At 68.3% G+C, this 21,491-nt stretch carries 16 protein-coding genes and 1 tRNA gene; 9 read left to right on the plus strand and 8 right to left on the minus strand.

Annotated features, from left to right (window positions below; all coding sequences use genetic code 11):
• Window positions 1–175: 175 nt before the first annotated feature.
• Both IT355_04195 and IT355_04200 read left to right on the plus strand, forming a co-directional pair.
• Window positions 176–1,813 (plus strand): TldD/PmbA family protein, encoded by a 1,638-nt coding sequence (locus tag IT355_04195; protein ID MCC7052444.1) that lies wholly within the window; start codon window positions 176–178, stop codon window positions 1,811–1,813.
• The gene (locus IT355_04200) at window positions 1,810–3,201 is read left to right on the plus strand and encodes a TldD/PmbA family protein (GenBank protein MCC7052445.1); all 1,392 of its coding nucleotides are present in this window, start codon (window positions 1,810–1,812) and stop codon (window positions 3,199–3,201) included. The genes IT355_04195 and IT355_04200 overlap by 4 nt, the downstream gene beginning before the upstream one ends.
• Window positions 3,202–3,310: 109 nt before the next feature.
• On the opposite strand, the gene IT355_04205 is transcribed toward IT355_04200, so the two are convergent.
• The 3 genes from IT355_04205 to ettA all read right to left on the minus strand — a co-directional run bounded on the left by IT355_04205 (window position 3,311) and on the right by ettA (window position 5,977).
• Window positions 3,311–3,382 (minus strand) — tRNA-Asn (locus IT355_04205).
• Window positions 3,383–3,479: 97 nt separating this feature from the next.
• Complete coding sequence (locus IT355_04210) at window positions 3,480–4,160, minus strand: OmpA family protein (protein ID MCC7052446.1); 681 nt, start codon at window positions 4,158–4,160, stop codon at window positions 3,480–3,482.
• An 80-nt stretch (window positions 4,161–4,240) separates the two neighbouring features.
• Entirely contained in the window at window positions 4,241–5,977 is a 1,737-nt protein-coding gene (gene ettA / locus IT355_04215) for an energy-dependent translational throttle protein EttA (GenBank protein ID MCC7052447.1), read from the minus strand.
• Window positions 5,978–6,115: 138 nt separating this feature from the next.
• On the opposite strand from ettA, the gene IT355_04220 reads away from it, so the two are divergent.
• The gene (locus tag IT355_04220; protein MCC7052448.1) at window positions 6,116–6,832 is read left to right on the plus strand and encodes a sulfite exporter TauE/SafE family protein; all 717 of its coding nucleotides are present in this window, start codon (window positions 6,116–6,118) and stop codon (window positions 6,830–6,832) included.
• 322 nt (window positions 6,833–7,154) lie between these two features.
• Window positions 7,155–7,652 (plus strand): TlpA family protein disulfide reductase, encoded by a 498-nt coding sequence (locus IT355_04225; protein MCC7052449.1) that lies wholly within the window; start codon window positions 7,155–7,157, stop codon window positions 7,650–7,652.
• Window positions 7,653–7,794: 142 nt separating this feature from the next.
• Here the strand turns inward: IT355_04225 and IT355_04230 are convergent, their stop codons facing one another.
• The 5 genes from IT355_04230 to IT355_04250 all read right to left on the minus strand — a co-directional run bounded on the left by IT355_04230 (window position 7,795) and on the right by IT355_04250 (window position 14,717).
• Entirely contained in the window at window positions 7,795–9,243 is a 1,449-nt protein-coding gene (locus tag IT355_04230) for a RagB/SusD family nutrient uptake outer membrane protein (protein MCC7052450.1), read from the minus strand.
• A gap of 46 nt (window positions 9,244–9,289) precedes the next feature.
• Entirely contained in the window at window positions 9,290–12,451 is a 3,162-nt protein-coding gene (locus tag IT355_04235; GenBank protein ID MCC7052451.1) for a SusC/RagA family TonB-linked outer membrane protein, read from the minus strand.
• Window positions 12,452–12,694: 243 nt separating this feature from the next.
• Entirely contained in the window at window positions 12,695–13,210 is a 516-nt protein-coding gene (locus tag IT355_04240) for a 2'-5' RNA ligase family protein (GenBank protein ID MCC7052452.1), read from the minus strand.
• 35 nt (window positions 13,211–13,245) lie between these two features.
• Window positions 13,246–14,130 (minus strand): phosphatase PAP2 family protein, encoded by an 885-nt coding sequence (locus IT355_04245; protein ID MCC7052453.1) that lies wholly within the window; start codon window positions 14,128–14,130, stop codon window positions 13,246–13,248.
• Complete coding sequence (locus tag IT355_04250; GenBank protein MCC7052454.1) at window positions 14,127–14,717, minus strand: SET domain-containing protein-lysine N-methyltransferase; 591 nt, start codon at window positions 14,715–14,717, stop codon at window positions 14,127–14,129. The genes IT355_04245 and IT355_04250 overlap by 4 nt, the downstream gene beginning before the upstream one ends.
• 239 nt (window positions 14,718–14,956) lie before the next feature.
• Here IT355_04250 and IT355_04255 point away from each other — a divergent pair, with 239 nt between their 5' ends.
• The 5 genes from IT355_04255 to IT355_04275 all read left to right on the plus strand — a co-directional run bounded on the left by IT355_04255 (window position 14,957) and on the right by IT355_04275 (window position 21,478).
• Complete coding sequence (locus IT355_04255; protein MCC7052455.1) at window positions 14,957–15,967, plus strand: threonylcarbamoyl-AMP synthase; 1,011 nt, start codon at window positions 14,957–14,959, stop codon at window positions 15,965–15,967.
• A gap of 74 nt (window positions 15,968–16,041) precedes the next feature.
• Window positions 16,042–16,941 (plus strand): enoyl-[acyl-carrier-protein] reductase, encoded by a 900-nt coding sequence (locus tag IT355_04260; GenBank protein MCC7052456.1) that lies wholly within the window; start codon window positions 16,042–16,044, stop codon window positions 16,939–16,941.
• A 230-nt stretch (window positions 16,942–17,171) separates the two neighbouring features.
• Complete coding sequence (locus IT355_04265) at window positions 17,172–19,727, plus strand: zinc-dependent metalloprotease (protein MCC7052457.1); 2,556 nt, start codon at window positions 17,172–17,174, stop codon at window positions 19,725–19,727.
• A gap of 280 nt (window positions 19,728–20,007) precedes the next feature.
• Window positions 20,008–21,051, plus strand: coding sequence for a flippase-like domain-containing protein (locus IT355_04270; protein ID MCC7052458.1), 1,044 nt, complete (start codon window positions 20,008–20,010; stop codon window positions 21,049–21,051).
• Window positions 21,052–21,055: 4 nt separating this feature from the next.
• Window positions 21,056–21,478: an SCP2 sterol-binding domain-containing protein gene (locus IT355_04275; GenBank protein MCC7052459.1), complete on the plus strand. Its 423-nt coding sequence runs from the start codon at window positions 21,056–21,058 to the stop codon at window positions 21,476–21,478.
• Window positions 21,479–21,491 lie beyond the last annotated feature (13 nt).

The following is a 21,491-nucleotide window of genomic DNA, read 5'->3' on the forward strand; positions in this document are numbered from 1 at the left end:
GGTATACTTCAGGTTGCCGCGATGGACTGAGCCTGAACCTGCCCCACCGCACCGGCGCGGGCAACCAAGTTGCCCGTTGCCGAATCCAATTGGTCCGGCCAGCGTATAGGCCTGAAACATCCGTCAGGCCGCGCGCACGCCTCGTCCACCAGCCCAGTCACCCGAGCCCCAGAGCATGACAACACGCCGGGATTTCCTCGCGTCCAGCGCGCTTGCCGCCGGCGCCGTGGCCGTCGCATCGACGATACCGTCGGAGGCCGAAGCGGCCATCCGCCGGTTCGCGCCGCGCGCCATGCCGCATGTGCAGCCGCCCATGGATGCCCCCACGAAGGACCTGCTCATGGCCGCGCTGAACTCGGCGAAGATGGCCGGCGCGTCGTACGCCGACGCCCGCGTCGGACGCACCCGGCGCAACTTCGTCATCACGCGCGAGCAACAGATCATCGAGATCGTGGACACCGACACCATGGGCTGCGGCGTGCGCGCCCTGGTCGACGGCTGCTGGGGCTTCGCCGCCACGCGCACCCTCACCGCCGACGGTGTCGCGGCGGCCGGACGTGAGGCCGCCGCCATCGCCCGGGCCAACCGCGTCGCACGTGACCGCGCCGTCGAACTCGCCCCCGCGCCATCACTCGGCGAGCGCACCTGGTCCAACGGCTTCACCGTCGACCCGTGGAGCATCCCGGTGGAGCAGAAGGCCGACCTCCTGCTGCGTGCGAACGCCGAGGCGATGAAGGTGGCGGGGGTGAAGTACGTGGCGAGCCAGATGTTCTTCGTGAAGGAGGAGAAGAACTACGCCAACACCGAGGGCACCATCACCACCCAGACGGTGGTGCGGAGCTGGGCCCCGATGAGCATCACGGCGGTCTCACCCGACTTCAGCGACTTCCAGAGCCGCAGCAACACCGTGCAGCCGGCCGGCCGCGGGTACGAGCACATCACCGAGGCCGACATCGTCGGCAACGCGCAGAAGTGGGGCGAGGAGGCGGCGCAGAAGCTGAAGGCGAAGCCCGTCGAACCCGGCCGCTACGACCTCGTGCTGCACCCGTCGCACCTCTGGCTCACCATCCACGAGTCGGTCGGCCATCCCACCGAGCTCGATCGCGCCTACGGCTACGAGGCCAACTACGCCGGCACCAGCTTCGTCAGCCCGCCCGAGAAGATCCTGGGGGCGCTCAAGTACGGCCCGCCGATCCTGAACGTGCAGGGCGACCGCTCGCAGCCCGGCGGCTGTGCCACCATCGGCTACGATGACGAGGGCGTGGCACCGGACGACTTCCTGATCATCAGGAACGGGATGGTCAACGACTACCAGACCACGCGCGAGCAGGCGAGCTGGCTCAAGTGGTGGTACGACAAGCAGGGCCGCCCCACCCGCAGCCACGGCTGCTCGTACGGCGACAACTGGAGCAGCGTGCAGTTCCAGCGAATGCCAAACGTGTCGGTCCTGCCGGGCGAGAAGGAGCAGTCGTACGAGGACATCATCGCCGCCACCGACCGCGGCATCGCGATCGTGGGCGACGGCAGCTTCTCCATCGACCAGCAGCGCTACAACGCGCAGTTCGGCGGCCAGCTCTTCTACGAGATCAAGGGTGGCAAGGTCACCGGGATGCTCAAGGACGTGGCCTACCAGATGCGCACGCCGGAGTTCTGGAACGCGCTCGACATGCTCGGCGGCCGGAAGAGCTACATGCTCGGCGCCAGCTTCTTCGACGGCAAGGGGCAGCCCGGGCAGTCGAACGCCGTCAGTCACGGGTGCCCGCCAACGCGCCACCGGCAGATCAACGTCATCAACACGGGACGCAAGGCATGACATCGCGATTCGACCCCCGCGCGCCGAAGCGCCTGCTGGACGCCGCCGAGGAACTCGTCTCGCGCGACGAGGCGCAGCGCATCATCGAGAGCGCCATCAAGCTGTCGAAGGCCGAGGCCATCGAGGTGAACCTCGGCGGCGGGCGACAGCGCAACGTGCGCTTCGCCGCCAACCAGATGTCCACCGCCGGCATGGTCACCGACCTGTCGATGGTGGTCTCGTCGAGCTTCGGGCCCAAGCACGCCATCACCACCACCAACGACCTCTCGCCCGAGGGCATCGAGCGCGCCGTCCGCCAGTCGGAGGCGATCGCACGGCTGGCGCCCGACGACCCGGAGGCGATGCCGCGCCTGGGGCCGCAGAGCATCACGCCGCTTCCGGGGGCCTGGGACGAGGAGACCTTCGCCCTCGATGCCTCGGCTGGTGCCCGCGCGGCGCTCAGTGCGCTCGGCCCAGCTCGCGCCCGCGGCAACCTGCAGGCCGCCGGCTTCCTGCAGGTGGACGCGAACATCAACTCCCTCGGCAACAACGCCGGGATGTTCCAGTATCACCGCGGCACCAAGTCCAACTACACCCTCACGGTCCGCACCGCCGATGGCACCGGCTCCGGCTGGGCCGGCACCGAGGAGCCGAAGTTCAGCGCCATCGACTTCGGGAAGATCAGTGCACGCGCCATCGAGAAGGCGGAGATGTCGCGCAATCCCGTGGCCGTGGAACCGGGCCGCTACACCGTGATCCTCGAGCCGCAGGCCGTCGGTGACCTGATCTCGCTGGTCGCCTTCTACGCCGACGCGCGCGCGGCGGACGAGGGCCGCTCGCCGTTCGTGAAGCAGGGCGGCGGCAACAAGCTCGGGGAGAAGATCGCCGACGAGCGGGTGTCGCTGTACAGCGATCCGTACGACCCGAAGATCCTCTGCGATCCCTTCGATGGTGAGGGCTTCCCGCTCACGCGCCGCAACTGGATCGACGCCGGCGTGCTGAAGGAGCTGCAGTACGGCCGCTTCTGGGCGAAGAAGCAGGGGAAGCAGCCCACCGGTGGCGCGAACAACATCGTGATGTCGGGTGGCACCACCACGCGCGAGCAGATGATCGCGGGCACGCAGCGCGGCATACTCGTCTCACGCCTCTGGTACCTGCGCGAGGTGGACCCGCGCACGCTGCTCTACACCGGGCTCACGCGCGACGGCACGTTCCTGATCGAGAACGGGAAGGTCACGCGACCGATCAAGAACATGCGCTTCAACGACAGCCCGCTGTTCCTGCTCAACAACATCGAGGCGCTCGGCCCGCAGGAGCGTGTGGCCGGCATCGAGGCCGGCGTGCCATGCGTGATGCCGCTGCTCAAGGCCCGCGACTTCAACTTCACATCGCTGTCGGACGCGGTCTGATCACTCGGGCACCAGAGTCGCCCGGGGAAACGTCAACACCCGTCAGCGCTGCCAGCAGAGCACGAACGGCCGCCCCGAGCACCGGGGCGGCCGTTCAGCGTTCAGCACACTGGGGCGGCAGGACTCGAACCTGCAACTTTCCGGTTAACAGCCGGACGGTCTGCCATTGACCTACACCCCATCACCCATCGAACAAACCGCATTCGGCGAGTTCGCGCAACCTGCAGTGTCGGCCTCGCTGCTTCCAGACGTGAGTCCGCACCAGCCGGTGCCGGGAGTCACTTGGCCGTGACGCGGGCTGCGGTGCGGCGATTCTTGGCACGGCCCGCTTCCGTCGAGTTGTCAGCGAGCGGAACCGTGTCGCCGTACCCTTCGGCCTCGAGGCGGCCAGCGTCGATGCCTGCCGCGACGATGGCCGCCATCGCCGCCTTGGCCCGGTCGGACGACAACGTGAGGTTCTTCTTGCTGTCGCCGACATTGTCGGTGTAGCCGCCGATCTTCAGCTTCACCGAAGGGAAGGCCTTCATGATCGCGGCGATGTTCGAGAGCTGGGCCGAGGACGAGGGCTCGAGCACGGCCGACCCGGTCTGGAACAGCAGGCGGTCGAACTCGAACCAGGTCGTCTTGTCCACCGGCTTGGCGGCATCCGTGATGAAGCCCACGAGCTGCGTCTCGATGCCGGATGCCGACACCTGGATCGTCGCGCCGCCGGGCAGTGCCAGCCCGGTGAGGGCTGCGGCACCCGCGGCCGCCGGAGCACCGGTCGGCACTGCTGCCGCCGGCGCCTTGTCGGCACCGGCCGCGTTCAGGTAGCCCGGCGTGCTGCCGATCGAGCCGTTCGCACCGGCCCCGCCGTATGGCACCGCGGTGTCACCCTTGCCCGGGCTGTCGCCGGTCTTTTCGCAGGCCGAAAGCAGGACGGCGGCGGTCAACAGCGAGGCAAGGCGGATGGTGCGCATGCAGGCTCCAGGAATCGTGACGGTCATCGGTGATCGCGCAAACTTAGTCATCCTCCACAATCGCAGTCCAACCGGGGCCGCTACGCCCGTGTGAGCTTCTTGTAGCGCACCCGGTGCGGCTGGTCGGCATCCGCACCCTTCCGGCGCTTCAGGTCCTCGATGTAGGCCTGGTAGTTGCCCTCGAACCAGACGGTCTCCGAGTCACCCTCGAAGGCCAGGATGTGCGTCGCGATCCGGTCCAGGAACCAGCGATCGTGGCTGATCACCACGGCGCAGCCGCTGAAGTCCAGCAGCGCATCCTCGAGCGCGCGGAGCGTGTCCACATCGAGGTCGTTCGTCGGCTCGTCGAGCAGCAGCAGGTTGCCACCACTCATCAGCGTCTTCGCCAGGAAGAGCCGGTTGCGCTCACCACCGGAGAGGTTCGCCACGAGCTTCTGCTGGTCGGCGCCACGGAAGTTGAAGCCGCTCACATACGCGCGCGAGTTGATCTCGCGGTTCCCCACCGGGATCATCTCCCGCCGGCCGCTGACCTCCTCCCACACCGTGCGCGCACCATCGAGCGTGCGGGTCTGGTCGCCGTATGCCACCTGGACCGTCGATCCCAGCACCAGAGACCCGCCATCCGGCGTCTCGGTGCCCGTGATCATGCGGAACAGCGTGGTCTTGCCGGCGCCGTTCGGGCCGATGATGCCCACGATGCCGGCCCGCGGCAGGTCGAACGAGAGCTGGTCGTACAGCAGCACGTCGCCATACCCCTTCTTCAGGTTCTTGGCGATCACCACGTCCGCACCGAGGCGTGGCGCCGGCGGGATCACGATCTCGTGCTTCATCGCGCGCTCCTGGCCCTGCTCACCCGCCAGCTCCTCGTACGCCTGCAGACGTGCCTTGTTCTTCGCCTGCCGCGCCTTCGGTGCCATGCGCACCCACTCGAGCTCGCGCTCGAGCGTCTTCTGCTTCTCGCTCTCCTTCTTCTCCTCCTGCTTCAGCCGGGTGGCCTTCTGCTCCAGCCAGCCGGTGTAGTTGCCCTCCCACGGGATGCCCTTGCCGCGATCGAGCTCGAGGATCCACTGGGCCACGTTGTCCAGGAAGTAGCGGTCGTGCGTGATCGCCACGACCGTCCCCGGGAACTCCGCCAGGTACCGCTCCAGCCACGCCACGCTCTCGGCATCGAGGTGGTTCGTGGGCTCGTCCAGCAGCAGCATGTCCGGCTGCTCCAGCAGCACGCGACACAGCGCAACGCGGCGGCGCTCACCGCCGGACAGCACCGACACGTCCGCATCCGGCGGCGGGCAGCGCAGTGCATCCATCGCGATCTCGACCTTGTTGTCCAGGTTCCAGAGGTCGAGCGAATCGATCTGCTCCTGCACCTTCGCCTGCTCGGCCAGCAGCTTGTCCATCGCGGCATCGTCCATCGGCTCGCCGAAGGCCATGCTGATCTCGTTGAACCGGTCCAGCAGGGCGCGCTGGTCCTTCACCGCCAGCTCCACGTTGCCGCGCACGTCCAGCGTCGGGTCGAGCTGGGGCTCCTGCGGCAGGTAGCCGATGCGGGTGCCCTTGTGGGCCCACGCCTCACCCTGGAACTCGGTGTCGACCCCCGCCATGATCCGCAGCAGCGAGCTCTTGCCCGCGCCGTTGCCGCCGAGCACGCCGATCTTGGCGCCCGGATAGAACGACAGCCAGATGTCGTCGAGGATGACCTTCGAAGGCTGGACCACCTTCTTCAGGCCCTTCATGACGTAGATGAACTGTGGAGCCACGGGTCTCTTCGGAATGCGGGGAGGGCCTTGGGCGTCAGCGCCGTGGAGGCGCGCGGCCATGATCCCCTAAGTTAGCGCGGCCGACCAGCCACGAACCGTGCCCGCCGTCCCGGCCGGCCGGGAGCCATTCCGGCACACCGGCCATTGATTGCGGGGAGTCCTGCCCCCGATGCCCCCCTCCCAGCCCCGCGCCGGCGCGTGAACTTCTCCGATCTTCCTGCTCAACTGGGGTCCTCGCCGTGGACCGCCGTTCCCCTCGTGTTCGCGGCGGGCGTCCTCACGTCGCTGACGCCCTGCATCTACCCGATGATCCCGATCACCGCCGCGATCGTCGGCGGGGCCCAGGCCGGCCCGGGCGGCGCGACGCGGGGACGCACCCTGCGCCTGACGCTGGCCTACGTCATCGGCCTCGCTCTGGTGTACTCCCTCCTCGGGCTGCTTGCCGGTCTCTCCGGCAGCATGTTCGGCGAGATCAGCACCAACCCGTGGCTCTATTTCGCCATGGCGAACGTGCTGCTGCTGGCGGCACTGAGCATGCTCGACGTGCTGCCGATCCGGCTGCCGGCGTGGCTGCTTGCCAGGGCGACGAGTGCCGGCAGTTCCGGCGGCTCGGCGGGGGCGTTCGTGATGGGGGCGATGTCAGGACTCGTCGCCGCACCCTGTGGCGCGCCGGTCATGGCCAGCGTCCTGACCTGGGTGGCCACGACGAAGAGCGCGGTCCTGGGCTTCATCTACCTGTTCGTGTTCTCGCTCGGCATGTGCACGCTGCTGGTGGTCGTCGGCCTCACCGCCGGCGCCACCTCCCGCCTCCCGCGCAGCGGCGCCTGGATGTTGTGGGTGAAGCGTGTCTTTGCAGTGCTCATGATCGGTGTGGCGGAGTACTATCTGGTCGAGATGGGCAAGCTCCTGTTCTAGTCTTGGAGATCCTGAACAGCTTTGAGGCGAAGGCGCGAAGGGGCACGGAAAGCGCGCAAGGTGGCACTGCGCGCGGAACGCTGGTGGGTGGCTGGTCGAGTGACGTTTCCTGGGGGAACACCAACTGCAACAACACGGTCAGCAGCGGTTGCAGTGTGTTGTTGCCGTTCCCCAACGAACGGTTGGTCGTGCGCGCACGAAGCGCCGCTCCATGCGCAGCGCGGCAGTTCCTTGCATCCTTCGCGCCCTGCTTTGCGTCTCCGCGTTCAAGCAGTTCGCATGTGACGATCGAAGCATTCATCCTTGAACATGAGATGACGTGATGTCCCTGAGAATGGTGAAGCGCGCCGCGATGGTGGCAGCAATGGTGGTGCCGGCGTGGGCGGGGGCGCAGGAGGCCGGCATTCCCGTCGGGAACGTCGCCCCGAACGCCATGCTGGAGACGCTCTCCGGCCGGCCGGCGCAGCTGTCGCAGTGGATCGGCAGGACGCCCGTGGTGCTGGAGTTCTGGGCCAGCTGGTGCGAGAACTGCAAGGCACTGGAGCCGACCATGATCAGTGCCGCACGCACCTTCGGGCGCCAGGTGAAGTTCGTGGGCGTCGCCGTGAGCGCCAACCAGACGCCTGAGCGAGTCCGCCGCTACATGCAGCGCCACTCCCTCGGGCTCGAGATGCTGTATGACCGCCATGGCACCGCCGTGGACGCGTACGACGTGCCGGCCACGAGCTACGTGGTGGTGATCGATCGCAGCGGCAAGGTGGTGTACACCGGCAGTGGCGGCTCGCAGGACCTCACGACCGCCATTCGCAAGGCGCTGTAGCAGCGCGTGTGACTGGCCCTGGCGGGCACGGCACGCACACCACGGTGAATGCAGAAGGCCCGGGCGCAGTATCGCGCCCGGGCCTTCTGTCATGCAGGACGGGCCGTGCGACGCCAGGCGTCGCGCGACCGTCCGGTCAGGCTCAGATCGTCACGGCCGGGCAGCTCGGCGCCGCCAGTCCCGTGTACGGGGTATTCGCACTCGCGCCGATCCGGCGGATCACCAGCGTGCGCGCATCGCATTCCGCCGTCGGAACCGGGAACGCGTTGAGGTAGATGTGCGACGTCTGGTCCAGCGGCAGCGTGTTCATGCGGTTGTGACGCCGCACGTCCACCCAGCGGTGTCCCTCGAGCAACAGCGACAGGCGACGCTGGCGCAGGAGCTCGGTGAGGATCGCGTTGGAGCCGCTGGTGGCCGTCAGCGGCGAGGCCGCCAGACCGCCAGACGTGGCGCGAATGAGGTTGATGTCATCCAGCGCCGGCCCGAGGTTCCCGAGGCCAAGGTTCGCCTCGGCGCGGAGCAGGATCAGCTCCTCGTTGCGGATCATCGGCACCGACGTGGTGTTCGTCGGATAGATCTTGTTCTGCAGCGTGGTCGCGATGCCCGCGGACTGCGGGGCAGTGCGGGCCGTGGCCAGCTTGTTCACCTTGGCCGAGTAGCGCAGGTCGGGTGACCCGTCCACACGCAGCTCGGTCGCGGCATCCGCCTCGAGCGACGGGTGCAGGAGCTGGTCGGCCGAGACGGTCGGGCTCAGGCCGTTCAGCGCATCGCCCGTGGCCGTGCTGTACACGTAGTACGCGCCCAGCGACATCGGTGCCGAAGTGTCGAGGAACGACTCCGTCAGCGCCGTGAGCGCGGCCGTGTAGTCCGCCGCACCTGCCGTGCCCTTCAGGCTTCCCGAGATCACCGAGACCCGCGCGAAGATGGCGCGGTTCAGCTTCAGGAAGGTCGACGGCGTGTTGAGGCCGGCGAAGCCGCCGGTCAGCACGAACGGAAAGGCACCACCACCACCCTGGAGCTGCGTCTTCGCCTCGTTCAGCTTGCCGAGGATGAAGCGGTAGACCGAGTCGCGCGTCTGGAACGCCGCGGCCGAGTCACGGACGGCGATGATGTCCGTCGGTGCCCCGAGCGAGTCACGCGTCGCGATCACGTAGTACATGTCCAGCGCCCACAGCGTGTTGGCAAAACCCTTCACCGCCGAGCGCTCGGTCGGCGTGAGGGTGTTGCCCGCGGTGGCATCCACCAGCTCGGCCAGCTGCTTCAGGCCGAGCATGCTGGAATACCGGCCGGCCCACTGGCCACCCGCCACGAAGCTCGCGTTGGTGAGTGCCGCCGTGCGGAGGAACTCGGTGGTGTTGCGCGCCTCGGTCGGCGTGTAGTTGAACGACTCGCGACCCAGGATTCCTACGGCGCTGACGTAGGCCGCGATGTTGCCACGCTGCGCGGCCATGGCCCCGCTGGCGCGGATCTGCACTGCGGCGCGCACGTCGGCATCGACACCCGAGATCGTGGGCGCATTGGGGTTGAGGACCGTCTCGGCGCTGCAGGCGGCCAGGGCGGCCGCAGCGACGAGGGACGAGAGACGACGCATGGCCTTGGAGAGGCCCCGGAACCGTGTTGAGTTGGCGGTCATCGCCTTAGAACCCCACATCGATGTTGAAGAAGAACGTGCGGCTCGGCGGGAACGGGGCCAGGTCGACGGCGAAGCGGACCGGCTGGTTGCCGAAGTTGTTCACCTCGGGATCAGCGCCCCAGTACGGCGTGGACGTGAACAGGTTGCGGCCCGTGAAGCTGAGGCGGACGTCGTTGGCGCGGCTGCCGAAGAGGCGGTGCGACATCGAGGCCGGCATCGAGTACGACAGCGTCACTTCGCGCAGCTTCACGAACGAGCCATCCTGCACGTACGCGTCGGCGATGCCGGCACCGAGGTAGGCGCCGCGATACTGTCCCATCGTCGAGTTGGTGTCACCACCGGCAATCGCGCCACCGGGCAGCAGGCAGCGGGTGCTGGTGCCGACCGTCGGGTTGGTCGGGGCCACGAAGCCGCGGCACGGCGACGGGGCATCGTGGTCACGCGCCGTCTGGGCGTCGTCGTAGTTCGCCTGCGTCAGGTTGGAGAGGAACCCGCCCTTGCGGTAGTCCACCTGGATGTTCAGGCCGAAGCGGCCGACGGTGAAGTTGTTGAAGAACGACATCTGGAACTTCGGCGTCGCGTTCGCGAGCAGCGTGTCCACTCGCTGCAGCGTCACGGAGTCGGCACCCGAGGCATTCGGGATGCGGGCACCCGTGCTGCTCAGCACCGGCTGGTAGACCATCTTGCGGCCCCACAGGTTGCTGGTCGGGAGGCCCACGCCAACGCGCGACCGGCCGAATGCGGCACCGAAACCGGAGTTGGGCAGGAAGAAGCGCGGCACCGGCAGCACCTCGACCCGTTCCTTCACGTTGAAGTAGGTCACGCGGCTGGTCCAGCCGAGATCCTTCTGCTGCAGCACGCTCACGTCGACCGCCACCTCGTTGCCGACGTTGCGCATCTGCACGCCGTTGCCCAGGTACGAGCCGAAGCCGAGGGTCGGCGCCACGGCCAGCGGGAGGAGGGCGTCGCTGATCTTGCGGTTGAAGTGCGTGTACTCCAGGCCGAGGCGGCCGCCGAACAGCTTGCCATCGAAGCCGAACTCGATCTCGCGCATGCGCTCCGGCTTGATGTCCGGGTTGCCCTGCGTCGTGGCCGGGCCGAAGCCGTTGATGCCGGCGATCTGGCCGTTGCCGCCGAGCAGCTGGTCACGGTCGCCGAAGCTTGGCCGGTTGCCCGACTCGCCGATGGCACCACGCAGCTTCAGCTCGTCCACGCGCGGCAGCGCGTTCACGAGGCGGTACGAGGCCTGGTACTTCTGGTACGTCTGCCACGCCTTCGGGTCACCGAACGCACTCGAGCGGTCGGCACGGATGCCGGCCGAGAGGAACAGCCGCTCGTCGAACGCCAGCACGTCCTGCTGGAGGTAGAGCGCCTGGTCCTTGAACTGCTGGCGGGTCTGGTTGGTCGCGACCACACCACCACCCACGGTCGTGACACCCGGCGTCAGGCCACGAGACTGCAGGCGGAAGACGTTCAACTGCTGGTTCTCACGGGTTGCCCCGACCACCGTCGTGGCCGAGAACGGCAGCGACGACGGGTTGATCGTGTACGACCCGCTGACCGTGGCATTCCACTGGCGGCTCAGCGCCTGCGACTGGACGGCCGTGCCGAGCAGGTTGTCGCGGGGCTCGTACTGCAGGAACCCGGGGGAGAGGATCTGGCCGTCGGTGTCGAAGCGGTCGATGCCGCCGACTGCGGAGAAGCGCAACTGCTGCAGGTCGGTCGCGAGGACCTGATAGTCCACGCGCGCATTCGACTGCATGCGATACGTGTTCTCGCTGTTCTTCAGGTGCTGGAACGTCTGGAACGGGTTGGAGCCACCGGATCCGCCGCCGCCCGGGAACGGGTTCTCGGGGAACGTGCCGTCAGCCCGCATGCGCAGGTCCACCAGCGCCGGCGTGTAGGCCAGTGCATAGAGGGGGCTGGTGTTCGTGTTGTCGTTGCCGTCCAGGCCGCGATCGCTGGCAAAGCGCGACACACCGACGCCGACGTTGGCCGTGATGCGCGAGGTGATGTTCTGGTCCAGGTTCATGCGGACCGCCTGCCGACGCGCCCCGGTGTTGACGGCAATGCCGGGGTTGTTCGAGTTCGTGATGGCGGCGCGATAGCGCGTGTTGTCATTGCCACCGTCGATCGACACCACTGTCTCGTAGGCCAGCGCCTGGCGGCCGTAGAGGTCCTTCTGGTAGTCGTAGAACGGTACCACGCCGCCGTTCGCGATCGTGGCCGCACGCACGTCAGCCACCGAGGCGGGGTTGAGGTTCGCCGCGACAGCGAAAGCCGTGGCCGTGTCCGTGAACTGGCGCGTGCCGGTCTGGCGCAGCAGCGACGAGCCGCCGAAACGCTGCGTGATGTTGAAACGTGGGGCGCCGGAGCGGCCCTTCTTGGTGGTGATCAGCACCACGCCGTTGGTGGCACGGGAGCCGTAGAGCGCCGAGGCCGCCGCACCCTTCAGGACTTCGATGCTCTCGACGTCGTTCGGGTTGAGGTCGGCGAGGCGGTTCGACGGGGCGTCCTGCGACGACGTCACGACGGCGAGGCCGCCCGACGCCTGCGTGATCGCGTTACGACCGGTCGAGATGGCGTCGTTCGACATCAGCACCCCGTCGATCACGAACAGCGGCTGGCCGCTGCCGAACATCGATGTGTTGCCACGGATCTGGATCTGGGCGCCGCCACCCGGGATGCCCGAGTTCAGGTTGATGTTGGCACCCACGACCTTGCCCTGCAGCGCCTGGTCGATCTGCTGCGCCGGCACGCGCGAGAGCTGCTCGGACGTCACCTGCGACACGGCGGTCGCGGCATTCTTCCGCTCCACCACGGTCGTCTGGCTGGTGACCGTCACACCCTCGAGCTGCAGCACGTCCTTCTTGAGCGCTACGTCCACCGTGCTCTGCGATCCCTGCACCAGGACGGTCCTGAGCTGGTACCCGATGCGGCGGACCCGCAGCGAGATCGCGCCGTTCGGCACGGTCAGGGTGAATGCACCGGCATCATTGGTGTAGGTACCCACCGACGAGCCGGTCACAGTCACGCTGACGTTGCCGAGCGGCTGGCCCGCCCCTTCCTCTGTCACCTTGCCACTGATGCGCCGCTGCGCGTACAGCTCGCCCCCCGCCAGCGCCAATAGCGCCAGAACGGTGGCTCCCCGACGGATGAGACCCACGGAACCTCCTCCACAAATGGATTGAGCGGCCGGAAACTGAAGCGCCCTGAATCGTCAGTCGACGGTTCGGGGCGCCACGCGGCCATCATGAGAGTGGGCCGTGCTCGCGCGTCTGTCAACGAAATGCCGACACGTGTGTGAGGTCGGGACACCGGCGTCCATTTGTTGATTCTGGAATACCACTACCAACGAGAGTGCGCAGTGTGCGTCAGCGCGCAGCGCCGCATCACACACGACCTGCGATCACGCGGATTGGCCGCGCAGGGTGATCTCACAAAGCAGCCGCGCCGGCTGCGGGTCGCGCGTCTCGTAGGCCTGGATGCGCTCGACCCAGATCGGAGCCCGCACGCGGAAGCGGCGCGCGCGCGCCCACGCCGCGTCGGTCATGGTGCGGAAGAAGTGCACGGTGCAGTGCGGCGTGAACGCAAACTTCGGGGCCGCGAAGGGCAGCCCGCAGGTGGCGATGGCGTCGTGCAGCCAGCGCACCGGGCCATGCACCGGCAGCGGCAGCATGATGATGTTCGTGGCGGGAAAGCGCTCCGGCGCCCCGAAGGTGAAATCCAGCGGCGCCACCGCTGCCCCGACACGCGACAACGCCACTTCGATCTCGGAAACCGGAGTGCCAGACGCGAGCACCCCGACCCCGCTCGATCCTGCCAGCGTGACGTGCGGCCGGAAGAGCGCCGCGAACTTGGGGTCGAGCTCGCGTTGGATGGCGGCTATCCGGTCTGCTTCGGGTCCGAACAGGTCGGCAATCACGAAGATACCGTCAGCCATAAGCCATCATCCCGTCGTCAACGCGACAAAAGCGCACGATCCAGCCGATTGCCAGGGTGTGCGTCGTGCCAGCGCCGAACGGATATGGCGCCGAGCATTCCGATGGCGGAGCCTGAGACCACGTCGGAGAGCCAGTGCTTGCGGTCGCGGACGCGGCTGCCCGCGGTCATTGCGGCGAGCGCATAGACCAGTGGGGGACCGACGGTTTTCCACCCGGACCGTCCCTGCCGGCGCCATTCCACCGCCAGGGTGGCGGCGGCGGCGGCGGCGAGGGCCGAGTGGCCAGACGCGAAGCTCCGGGTACTGTCACTGTTGAGTCCGCCGAGGAAGTCCCAGTGGGCCGGGCTGTGATCCGGGCTCGCGTACGGGCGAGTGCGGCCGGCGAGGAGCTTGATGGCCGAAATGACGGCGCCACTCGCGGCGACCGCCTCGGTGGTGCGCAGGCCCATCACGGCGGTGCCTGAGTCCCCTCGCGCTCGTCCCAGGAGCCAGAGTGTCGGCCCGATACCCGTGGCGACCCAGGTTCCCGTCAGGTCACCTGCCCGGGAGAGTCTGCGGAGGGTGGCGTCGTCCTGCACTCCCGGGCGGCGTGCCCAGGCGTCGCCGCGCCGGTCGGCCGTGGCGATGAGCAGGGCGCCCGCCGCCATGCCACCGAGCTTGAGCACGTCCCCGTGGCGCAGTCCGACCGAGAAGGCGCCCGGCGCCGCCTGCGCGGCTGACGAGGGCGGCGCAGACAGGAAGCGTCGGGCACCCACCGGGTGCGGCGGCGCGATGAACACCTGCGAGTGTGGTGCTCGATCCTGCGCCGCCAGCGCATCGCTCACTCCCGGCATCGCGATGGCACATGCCAGGCTCAGCACCTGCGCCGTCGTGCGCGACGGAGACGCGGGCCGGGTGCTCATTCCGCGCGAGTCTTCCTTCCCTGCTCCGGCGTCGGCGTGTCGTGCCGTCTTGCGCGTTTCGACTTCTTCTCCGCCTGCTCCGCCTGCTTCTCCTGCTTCGACTTCTTCGACTTCTTCTCCTTCTTCCCGGCGCCCTTCTTCTTCTTCTTCTTCGGCTTCGGCGGCGCCATGATCGTGCCGCGACACTTCGCGGAGCCGCACCGGCAGACGTACAACTTCTCGTCCGCCTCGGTATGCTCCGCCGTGCGCTCGTATGCGTAGTCGTAGCTCAACTCGGCGCCCTTCGGGATGTTGCGCAGTGCCGAGATGAAGACGCGGCCGTCCTCCTCCTCGATCGCCTCGCAGTTCGGGTCGCACGAATGGTTGATGTACTTGGCGGGCCATTCGATCGGGCCGGCATCCAGCACCCGCGTGCCATCACCGATGGAGAACAGGAAGGTGTGATGGCGACCCATCTCGTCATCCGGGTAGCGGATGTCGGATTCGGCTTCGTCGATGCACTCGCCGAGGTACTCGATGATGCGGTGCCCCTTCGGGATGCGCCGCGTGGCGAAGGCACCCTTGCCCTGGATCTTCGATGTACGGATGGCGAACGCGAGCTTTCTGGTACCGGCGAAATGAGCCACGGGTGGGGGGAAGCTGGTGGTGAGCCGTTGCGGAGACAGCAGAATAGTCATCCCCGCGCGACGAACCCACGGCGCATGTGCGACGTCAGGCACGCGTCGGGCACAGGGGGCTGGTCCGTCCTGCTACGTTGAATGATGGTTCGACCCTTGCAAAGGTCGAGCTCGTCAGCGCGACGATGCGCCCTTGGAGTGTCCCCCGTATGCGATTGCAGTCAGTCGATCCAGCCGCACCCGATCCGTCGATCATTGCCGATGCCGCCGCGCGGCTGCGGATAGGGGAACTGGTCGCCTTCCCGACGGAAACGGTGTACGGACTGGGCGCCAATGCCCTTGATGCCGAGGCCGTTGCAGGGATCTATCGGGCCAAGGGACGCCCCGGGTACAACCCACTGATCGTGCACGTGCCGCACACCGAGGCGGCGCAGCGAGTCGTGAGCGCCTGGCCCGAAAGCGCCGCGAAACTCGCCGCGGCCTTCTGGCCGGGACCGCTGACGATCGTGCTGCCGAAGGCGCCGACGATACCCGACAACGTGACGGCCGGACTGCCGCTGGTGGGGGTGCGGGTGCCGGCGCATCCGATCGCGCTGGCGCTGCTGCGGGCCGCGCGGGTTCCGGTCGCGGCGCCGAGCGCCAACAAGAGCAACCAGTTGTCACCCACCAGTGCGCTCCATGTGTTGCGCGGGCTGGCGGATGTGGACGGGATCGTGCTGGATGGCGGGCCCTGCGCGGTGGGGATCGAGAGCACGGTGATCGACCTGAGCGACGATCATCCCATGCTGTTGCGGCCGGGCGGGGTGTCGGTGGCCGCACTCGAGGCCGTGCTGGGCGTGCGGGTGCAGCGCGGGGTGGCGGTCGGTCCGGCCGACGCGCCACGTCGGTCCCCCGGCTCGCTCGACCGGCATTATGCCCCGCGCGCTCCGCTGCGGATGGTGGCGGCCGGCGACGCGGTGGCACTCGCGACCACGGTGGACTCCCTCCGTCGCGATGGTGCGCGGATTGGCGTCGTGACCTGGACCGACTTCGGCCTGCCGTTCCGGGAGGATGTCGAGGTGCGTGCCATGCCGGGACGGGCGGAGGCGTATGCCAGCGCGCTGTTCGCGGCGCTGCATGACCTGGATGCACTGGGGGTGGTTGCCATCGTGGTCGAGGCGGTGCCCGACACGCCGGTCTGGGATGCCGTCCGGGATCGCCTGCGCCGGGCGGCATCGTGAATCCCGGCCTCGTGACGGACCACGAACGGGCGTCGAGGCTGCGAGGGACGCCGTCGCTCCCTTAGGTTCCGGGCATGCTGCCCATCAACCTTTCAGGCAAGCGCGCGCTCGTGGCAGGCGTGGCTGACGACAACGGCTTCGGATTCGCGATCGCAAAGGCGATGGCCATGGCGGGCGCGACCGTGTGCGTCGCGACCTGGCCGCCGGCGCTGAACATCTTCCTCAACCTGATCGAACGAGGAAAGCTCGACGATTCGCGCCGCATGCCAGACGGGTCACTGATGGAGTTCGAGCGCATCTATCCCCTCGACGCGATGTACGACACGCTCGAGGATGCGCCGGAGGACATCCGGGAGAGCAAGCGCTACAAGGAGCTGGGTGACTTCAGCATCCAGGGGTTGGTGAACCGGTGTGTCGCGGACTTCGGCGACAAGCCGCTGGACATCGTGATGCACTCGCTGGCCAACGGCCCCGAGGTGCGCAAGCCGCTGCTGGAGGTGTCGCGGCGGGGCTATCTCGACGCGATCAGCGCCAGCTCGTACTCCATGGTGAGCATGGTGCAGCGGTTCGGCCCGGTGATGCGCGAGGGGGGCTCGTTCAACTCGCTGACGTACATGGCGAGCGAGCGCGCGATTCCCGGCTACGGGGGCGGCATGTCCAGCGCGAAGGCCGGGCTCGAGTCCGACACCCGGCTGCTGGCTTTCGAGGCGGGCCGGAAGTGGGGCGTGCGCGTGAACACCATTTCGGCCGGTCCACTGGCGTCGCGGGCTGCGACGGCGATCGGCGTGATCGAGCGCTTCGTGGCGTACTGTGCCGTCAACACGCCGATTCCGGGGGAGTTGAGCGCGGAGGATGTCGGCTTCACCGCCGCCTTCCTGGCGAGCGACATGGCGACCGGGATCAATGCGACGACGGTGTATGTCGATCGCGGCTACCACGCGATGGGGATGGCGGCGGAAATCCCGATGGTGTGAGGCGCGCCTCGCCCGGTGCCGCGACGGGCGGCGTGCGGACGGGGTGGCGCATGTCAGGCCGGGAACGACGTCGGGGCATCGTGCGCTGGGAGCGGAAGACTCGCCCCGGCCGCCGCGTCAGCGGGATCGTGCACAGAAGTCCAGCACTCGTGCACGCTTCAGCGTAACGTTCGGCTGCGTCGTCCCGACGCGTTGCCCTCATCCGCAGCCCCTGTTTCATGTCCCGTCTCATGTCGATCTCCGCCCGCGGCGTCACCGCCGCGGTGCTGGCGAGCCTTGCGGCCTGCGCCACGCAGAAGCCTGCTCCGGCCCCGGTGCCGGCACCCGTCACCCGCACCGGCGCCCCCGCTGCGGGGCAGCCCGGCCCCGGGACCCCGACGGCGGGGGGTGCCCCGAACGGCGCACCCGGTGGCGGCGCGCAGCCGCCAGTGGCAGGCGAGCCCAATCCGCGCCCCTACGGCAGCGTGATCACCCCGCAGGCACGCACCCGGAAGGGCCTCTTCAGCACGCACCTGCTGCGCAGCCGGCTCTTCTTCGAGATCCCCGCGAAGGAACTCGGCAAGGACATGATGCTGGTGTCCACGCTCAAGGGCACGCCGGCCGGCATCGGCATCCGCGGCACCATCGGCAGCAACGCGCTGCTGCGCTTCGAGCGGAAGGAGCACCGGATCATCGTGCGCGCGGTGAACTACCGGAACGTGTCGACCGACAGCACGAACCGGATCAACCGTGCGATGCCGATCATCCAGTACTACCCGATCATCGCGGCGTTCAACATCGAGGCGTATGGCGCCGACAGCGCCGCCGTGATCGACGTGACGCGCATGTTCACCGGAGGCGTGCAGGAGCTCACGGCCCTTGGCCAGCGCGTGGCGGTGGACCCGACGCGGTCGTTCATCGAGCGCGCGGTGTCGTTCACCGGCAACGTCGAGGTGGAGGCGTCGCAGACCTTCACGGTGCAGGCGGCACCGCAGGCACTCCCGCCCGGCTTCGGCGGCGGGCCCGCCGGTGCGACCACGGAGCTGTACCACTTCTCGATCGTGAAGCTGCCGGATGATCCGATGCCGCCGCGCCTGTGGGACGAGCGGGTGATCTGGTTCCGGCAGACGGCGCAGGACTTCGGGTCGTCGCAGCAGCGGGTGCCGGATCGGGTGTACATCAACCGCTGGCGCCTGGTGAAGAAGGACCCGTCGGCGGCGATCAGCGAGCCGGTGAAGCCGATCACGTATTACGTGGACCCGGCCACGCCGCTCTGGCTGCAGCCGTGGGTGAAGAAGGGCATCGAGGAGTGGCAGGTGGCGTTCGAGGCCGCCGGCTTCCGGAATGCGATCGTGGCGAAGGATGCGCCGGCCGACCCGGAGTTCAGCGGCGAGGATGCGAGCGTGTCGATGGTGCGCTGGCTGCCCACGCCGGTGCAGAACGCGGTGGGACCGAGCACGGTGGACCCGCGCACCGGCGAGATCCTCGACGCCGACGTGCAGATGTACCACAACATCATGTCGCTGCAGCGCACCTGGTACTTCTCGCAGGTGGGGCACCTGGACCCGCGCGCGCAGGCCGTGCAGTTCCCCGACTCGCTGATGGGGCGCCTTATCCAGTTCGTGGTCGCACATGAGGTGGGGCACACGCTCGGCTTCCCGCACAACATGAAGGCCAGCTCGATGTACCCGCTCGACAGCATCCGCAGCGCGGCCTTCGTGAAGCGGATGGGCCACTCGCCCAGCATCATGGACTACGCGCGATTCAACTACGTGGCGCAGCCCGAGGACAACATCGCGCTGGCGGACCTCGTGCCGCGCGTGGGCACCTACGACACCTTCGCGGTGAAGTGGGGCTACTCGCCGATCCCCGGCGCGCGCACGGCCGATGCGGAGAAGCCGACGCTCGATGCATGGGCCCGGATGCAGGACTCGATCCCGTGGTTCCGGAGCGCCGATGACCGCGGCATCGGCGGTGCCGACCCGGGCGAGACGAACGAGGCGGTCGGTGATGCTGACGCGGTGCGTGCCACCGGGTACGGCATCCGCAACCTGAAGCGGCTGGCGCCGATGGTGGAGCGCATCGGCTCGTCGGTGCCGGGCGAGGACTACAGCGACGTGGCGGAGCTGTACAACGGCATCATCGGCCAGTGGCGCACGGAGCTCGGGCACGTCACGCGCATCATCGGCGGCGTGAACCGGCAGGCGAAGGCCACGGGCCAGAAGGGTGACGTGTTCGAGCCCGTTCCCGGCATCCGTCAGCGTGCGGCGATGAAGTTCCTGCAGGAGAATGCCTTCGCGACGCCGACCTGGCTGCTGGATCCGTCGGTGCTCCGGAAGCTCGAGGCATCGGGCAGCATCGATCGCATCGGCAACGCCCAGGCCTCGGTGCTGGCGGGCGTGGTGAGCAACGACCGCATGGTCCGCATGATCGAACTGGATGCGTCGCCGGACATCGCGGACCGCTACACGCTGCCGTCGATGCTGTCGGACCTTCGTCGTGGCCTCTGGAGCGAGATCTACGCCGGCCGGCCGATCGACGCGTATCGCCGGCGGTTGCAGCGGACCTACCTCGAGGCGATGGCCGCGAAGATCAATCCGCCGCCCCCGAACCCGCTGCTGGCGGCCTTCGGTGCGGCGGGACCGTCGCTGCGGGCGCTGGCGGATTTCCGCGGCCTGCTGCGCGCGGAGATGATCGACCTGTCGCGTGAACTGGCGACGGCCGCGCCGCGGGCGGGTGATCGTGCCACGCGGGCGCACCTGGAGGATGCCCGCGACCAGATCCGGAAGATGCTGGATCCGAAGTGAGCGGTGCGGGGATCTCGGGCGGCTCGAGATCTCCGTCTCCGTGGCGCTGCGACTCTGTCCCCGCCGGCCACCCGTGACTCTGAGTCCGAGACGGGCGTTGGCCCGCGCGTGACTCTGAGTCGGAGACGGGCGTTGGGGACAGAGTCCACGCGCGACGCGACGCCCGTCCCCGGCCCGGGGGCGGGCGTCGTCCGTTCGGGACGTCGTCCTCGTCGGTATCGCCATTCCGGCTTACCTTCTTCGACTTCCCTCCCTGACCGTTGGCTTCGACCGTGCTGCAGTGACACCCAAGCGCTGGCTCCTCACGATCCTCTCGTTCGCTGCTGCGCTGGGAGCATCGGCATGGGTGGTATGGTCGAGCTGGCCAGCGGGACATGGGCGCCTGTCGCTGCCTTTGCTCGCACACCTGGTGGCGTTCTGCGGCGCCGCGGCCGAGGTCACGCTGCGGGCCTTCAAGCTCACCTGGAGCGCCCGGGCGCTGGACATCCCGCTCACGCTCGGGACGGCGTTCCGCACCTGCCTGGGGGGTGACTTCGGCGCCTCGGTCACCCCGTCACGGTCGGGTGCCGAACCGGCGCGGTTCCTGATCATGGCCGAGGCGAAGACGCCGCTGGCCGGAATCGTGATGGTGCTGTGGGCCGAGATCGTGCTCGAGGTGCTGTCGCTGCTGACGATCGCGCTGCTGATCGCGCTGCTGTTCCCGGGGACCGATCGAGCGGTCTCGAGCGTAGTGCTGGTGATCGCGAGTTATGCGATCACGGTGCTGGCGATCTCGATGCTCGGGGTGGCACTGTCGCGCCGGAACGCCAACGGCCCACCACCGAAATGGGCGCCGAAGATCGGCTTGAACGCCGGTCGCTGGCGCGCGATCCAGAAAGCATTGCGACAGCTTCGAGGCAGTGTCGACGCAGTCCGCAACGCCAGGCGCGGCTGGATGTTCGGGTCGTTCGTCGCATCCGCCCTCCACGTCGCCGCACGACTCTGCATCCTGCCCGGACTCGTGCTCTTCGTCGCACCGGCCACGCCCGTCGCACCGCTGGTCGCCTGGCCGCTGGCCATGCAGTACGGCGCCGCCGTCGTCCCCGCCCCCGGCGGCGGTGGCGCGGTCGAACTGGTCTTCAAGCAGACACTCGGCAACGTGATACCGGCCGAGATCTTCGGTGCCTCGCTCGTCTGGTGGCGCTTCTACACCATCTACCTCTACATCGTGGTCGGGGCGCTGGTGGCGGGCAGTACCGTGATGCGCTCGCTCCGGCCCAAGGCGACGGGCGCGTCAGCTGACCCCGACGCGCCGAGTCCGCCACCGATCTCGATCACCGACTGACCGCATGCCGATCCCGGCCTTTTCGCCCGCCTGGGCTGACGCGCTCCGTGACGCCGTGAACAGCGACGAGGCCTTCCGCGAGGCCGGCCGGAAATGGACCAATCCGGTCGCGCTCATCGTCACCGCCCACGCGGCGCGCCCGGACGGCGTCGCGGTCCAGGTGGATCTCGAAGCCGGCACCTGCACCGCCGCTGCCGCACTTCGCCCCGACGACGTCACGGCCCCCTTCGTCCTTTCCGCGAGCCTCGAGACCTGGCGCGAGATCATGGAGGGCGAGACCGATCCGATCGCCGCCGTGTCACGGGGTCGTGTCGCCGTCACGCGCGGGTCGCTCAGTCTGCTCATGCTGAGCGCCGGAACCGCGAGAGCCTTGCTGGCGAGCACGCGGAAGATCGATACGCTCTGGCCCGGGTCGCAGCCGGAATGAACCCGCCGCTCCG

It is taken from the genome of Gemmatimonadaceae bacterium, assembly GCA_020851035.1.
Classification (GTDB): Bacteria; Gemmatimonadota; Gemmatimonadetes; order Gemmatimonadales; family Gemmatimonadaceae; genus JACMLX01.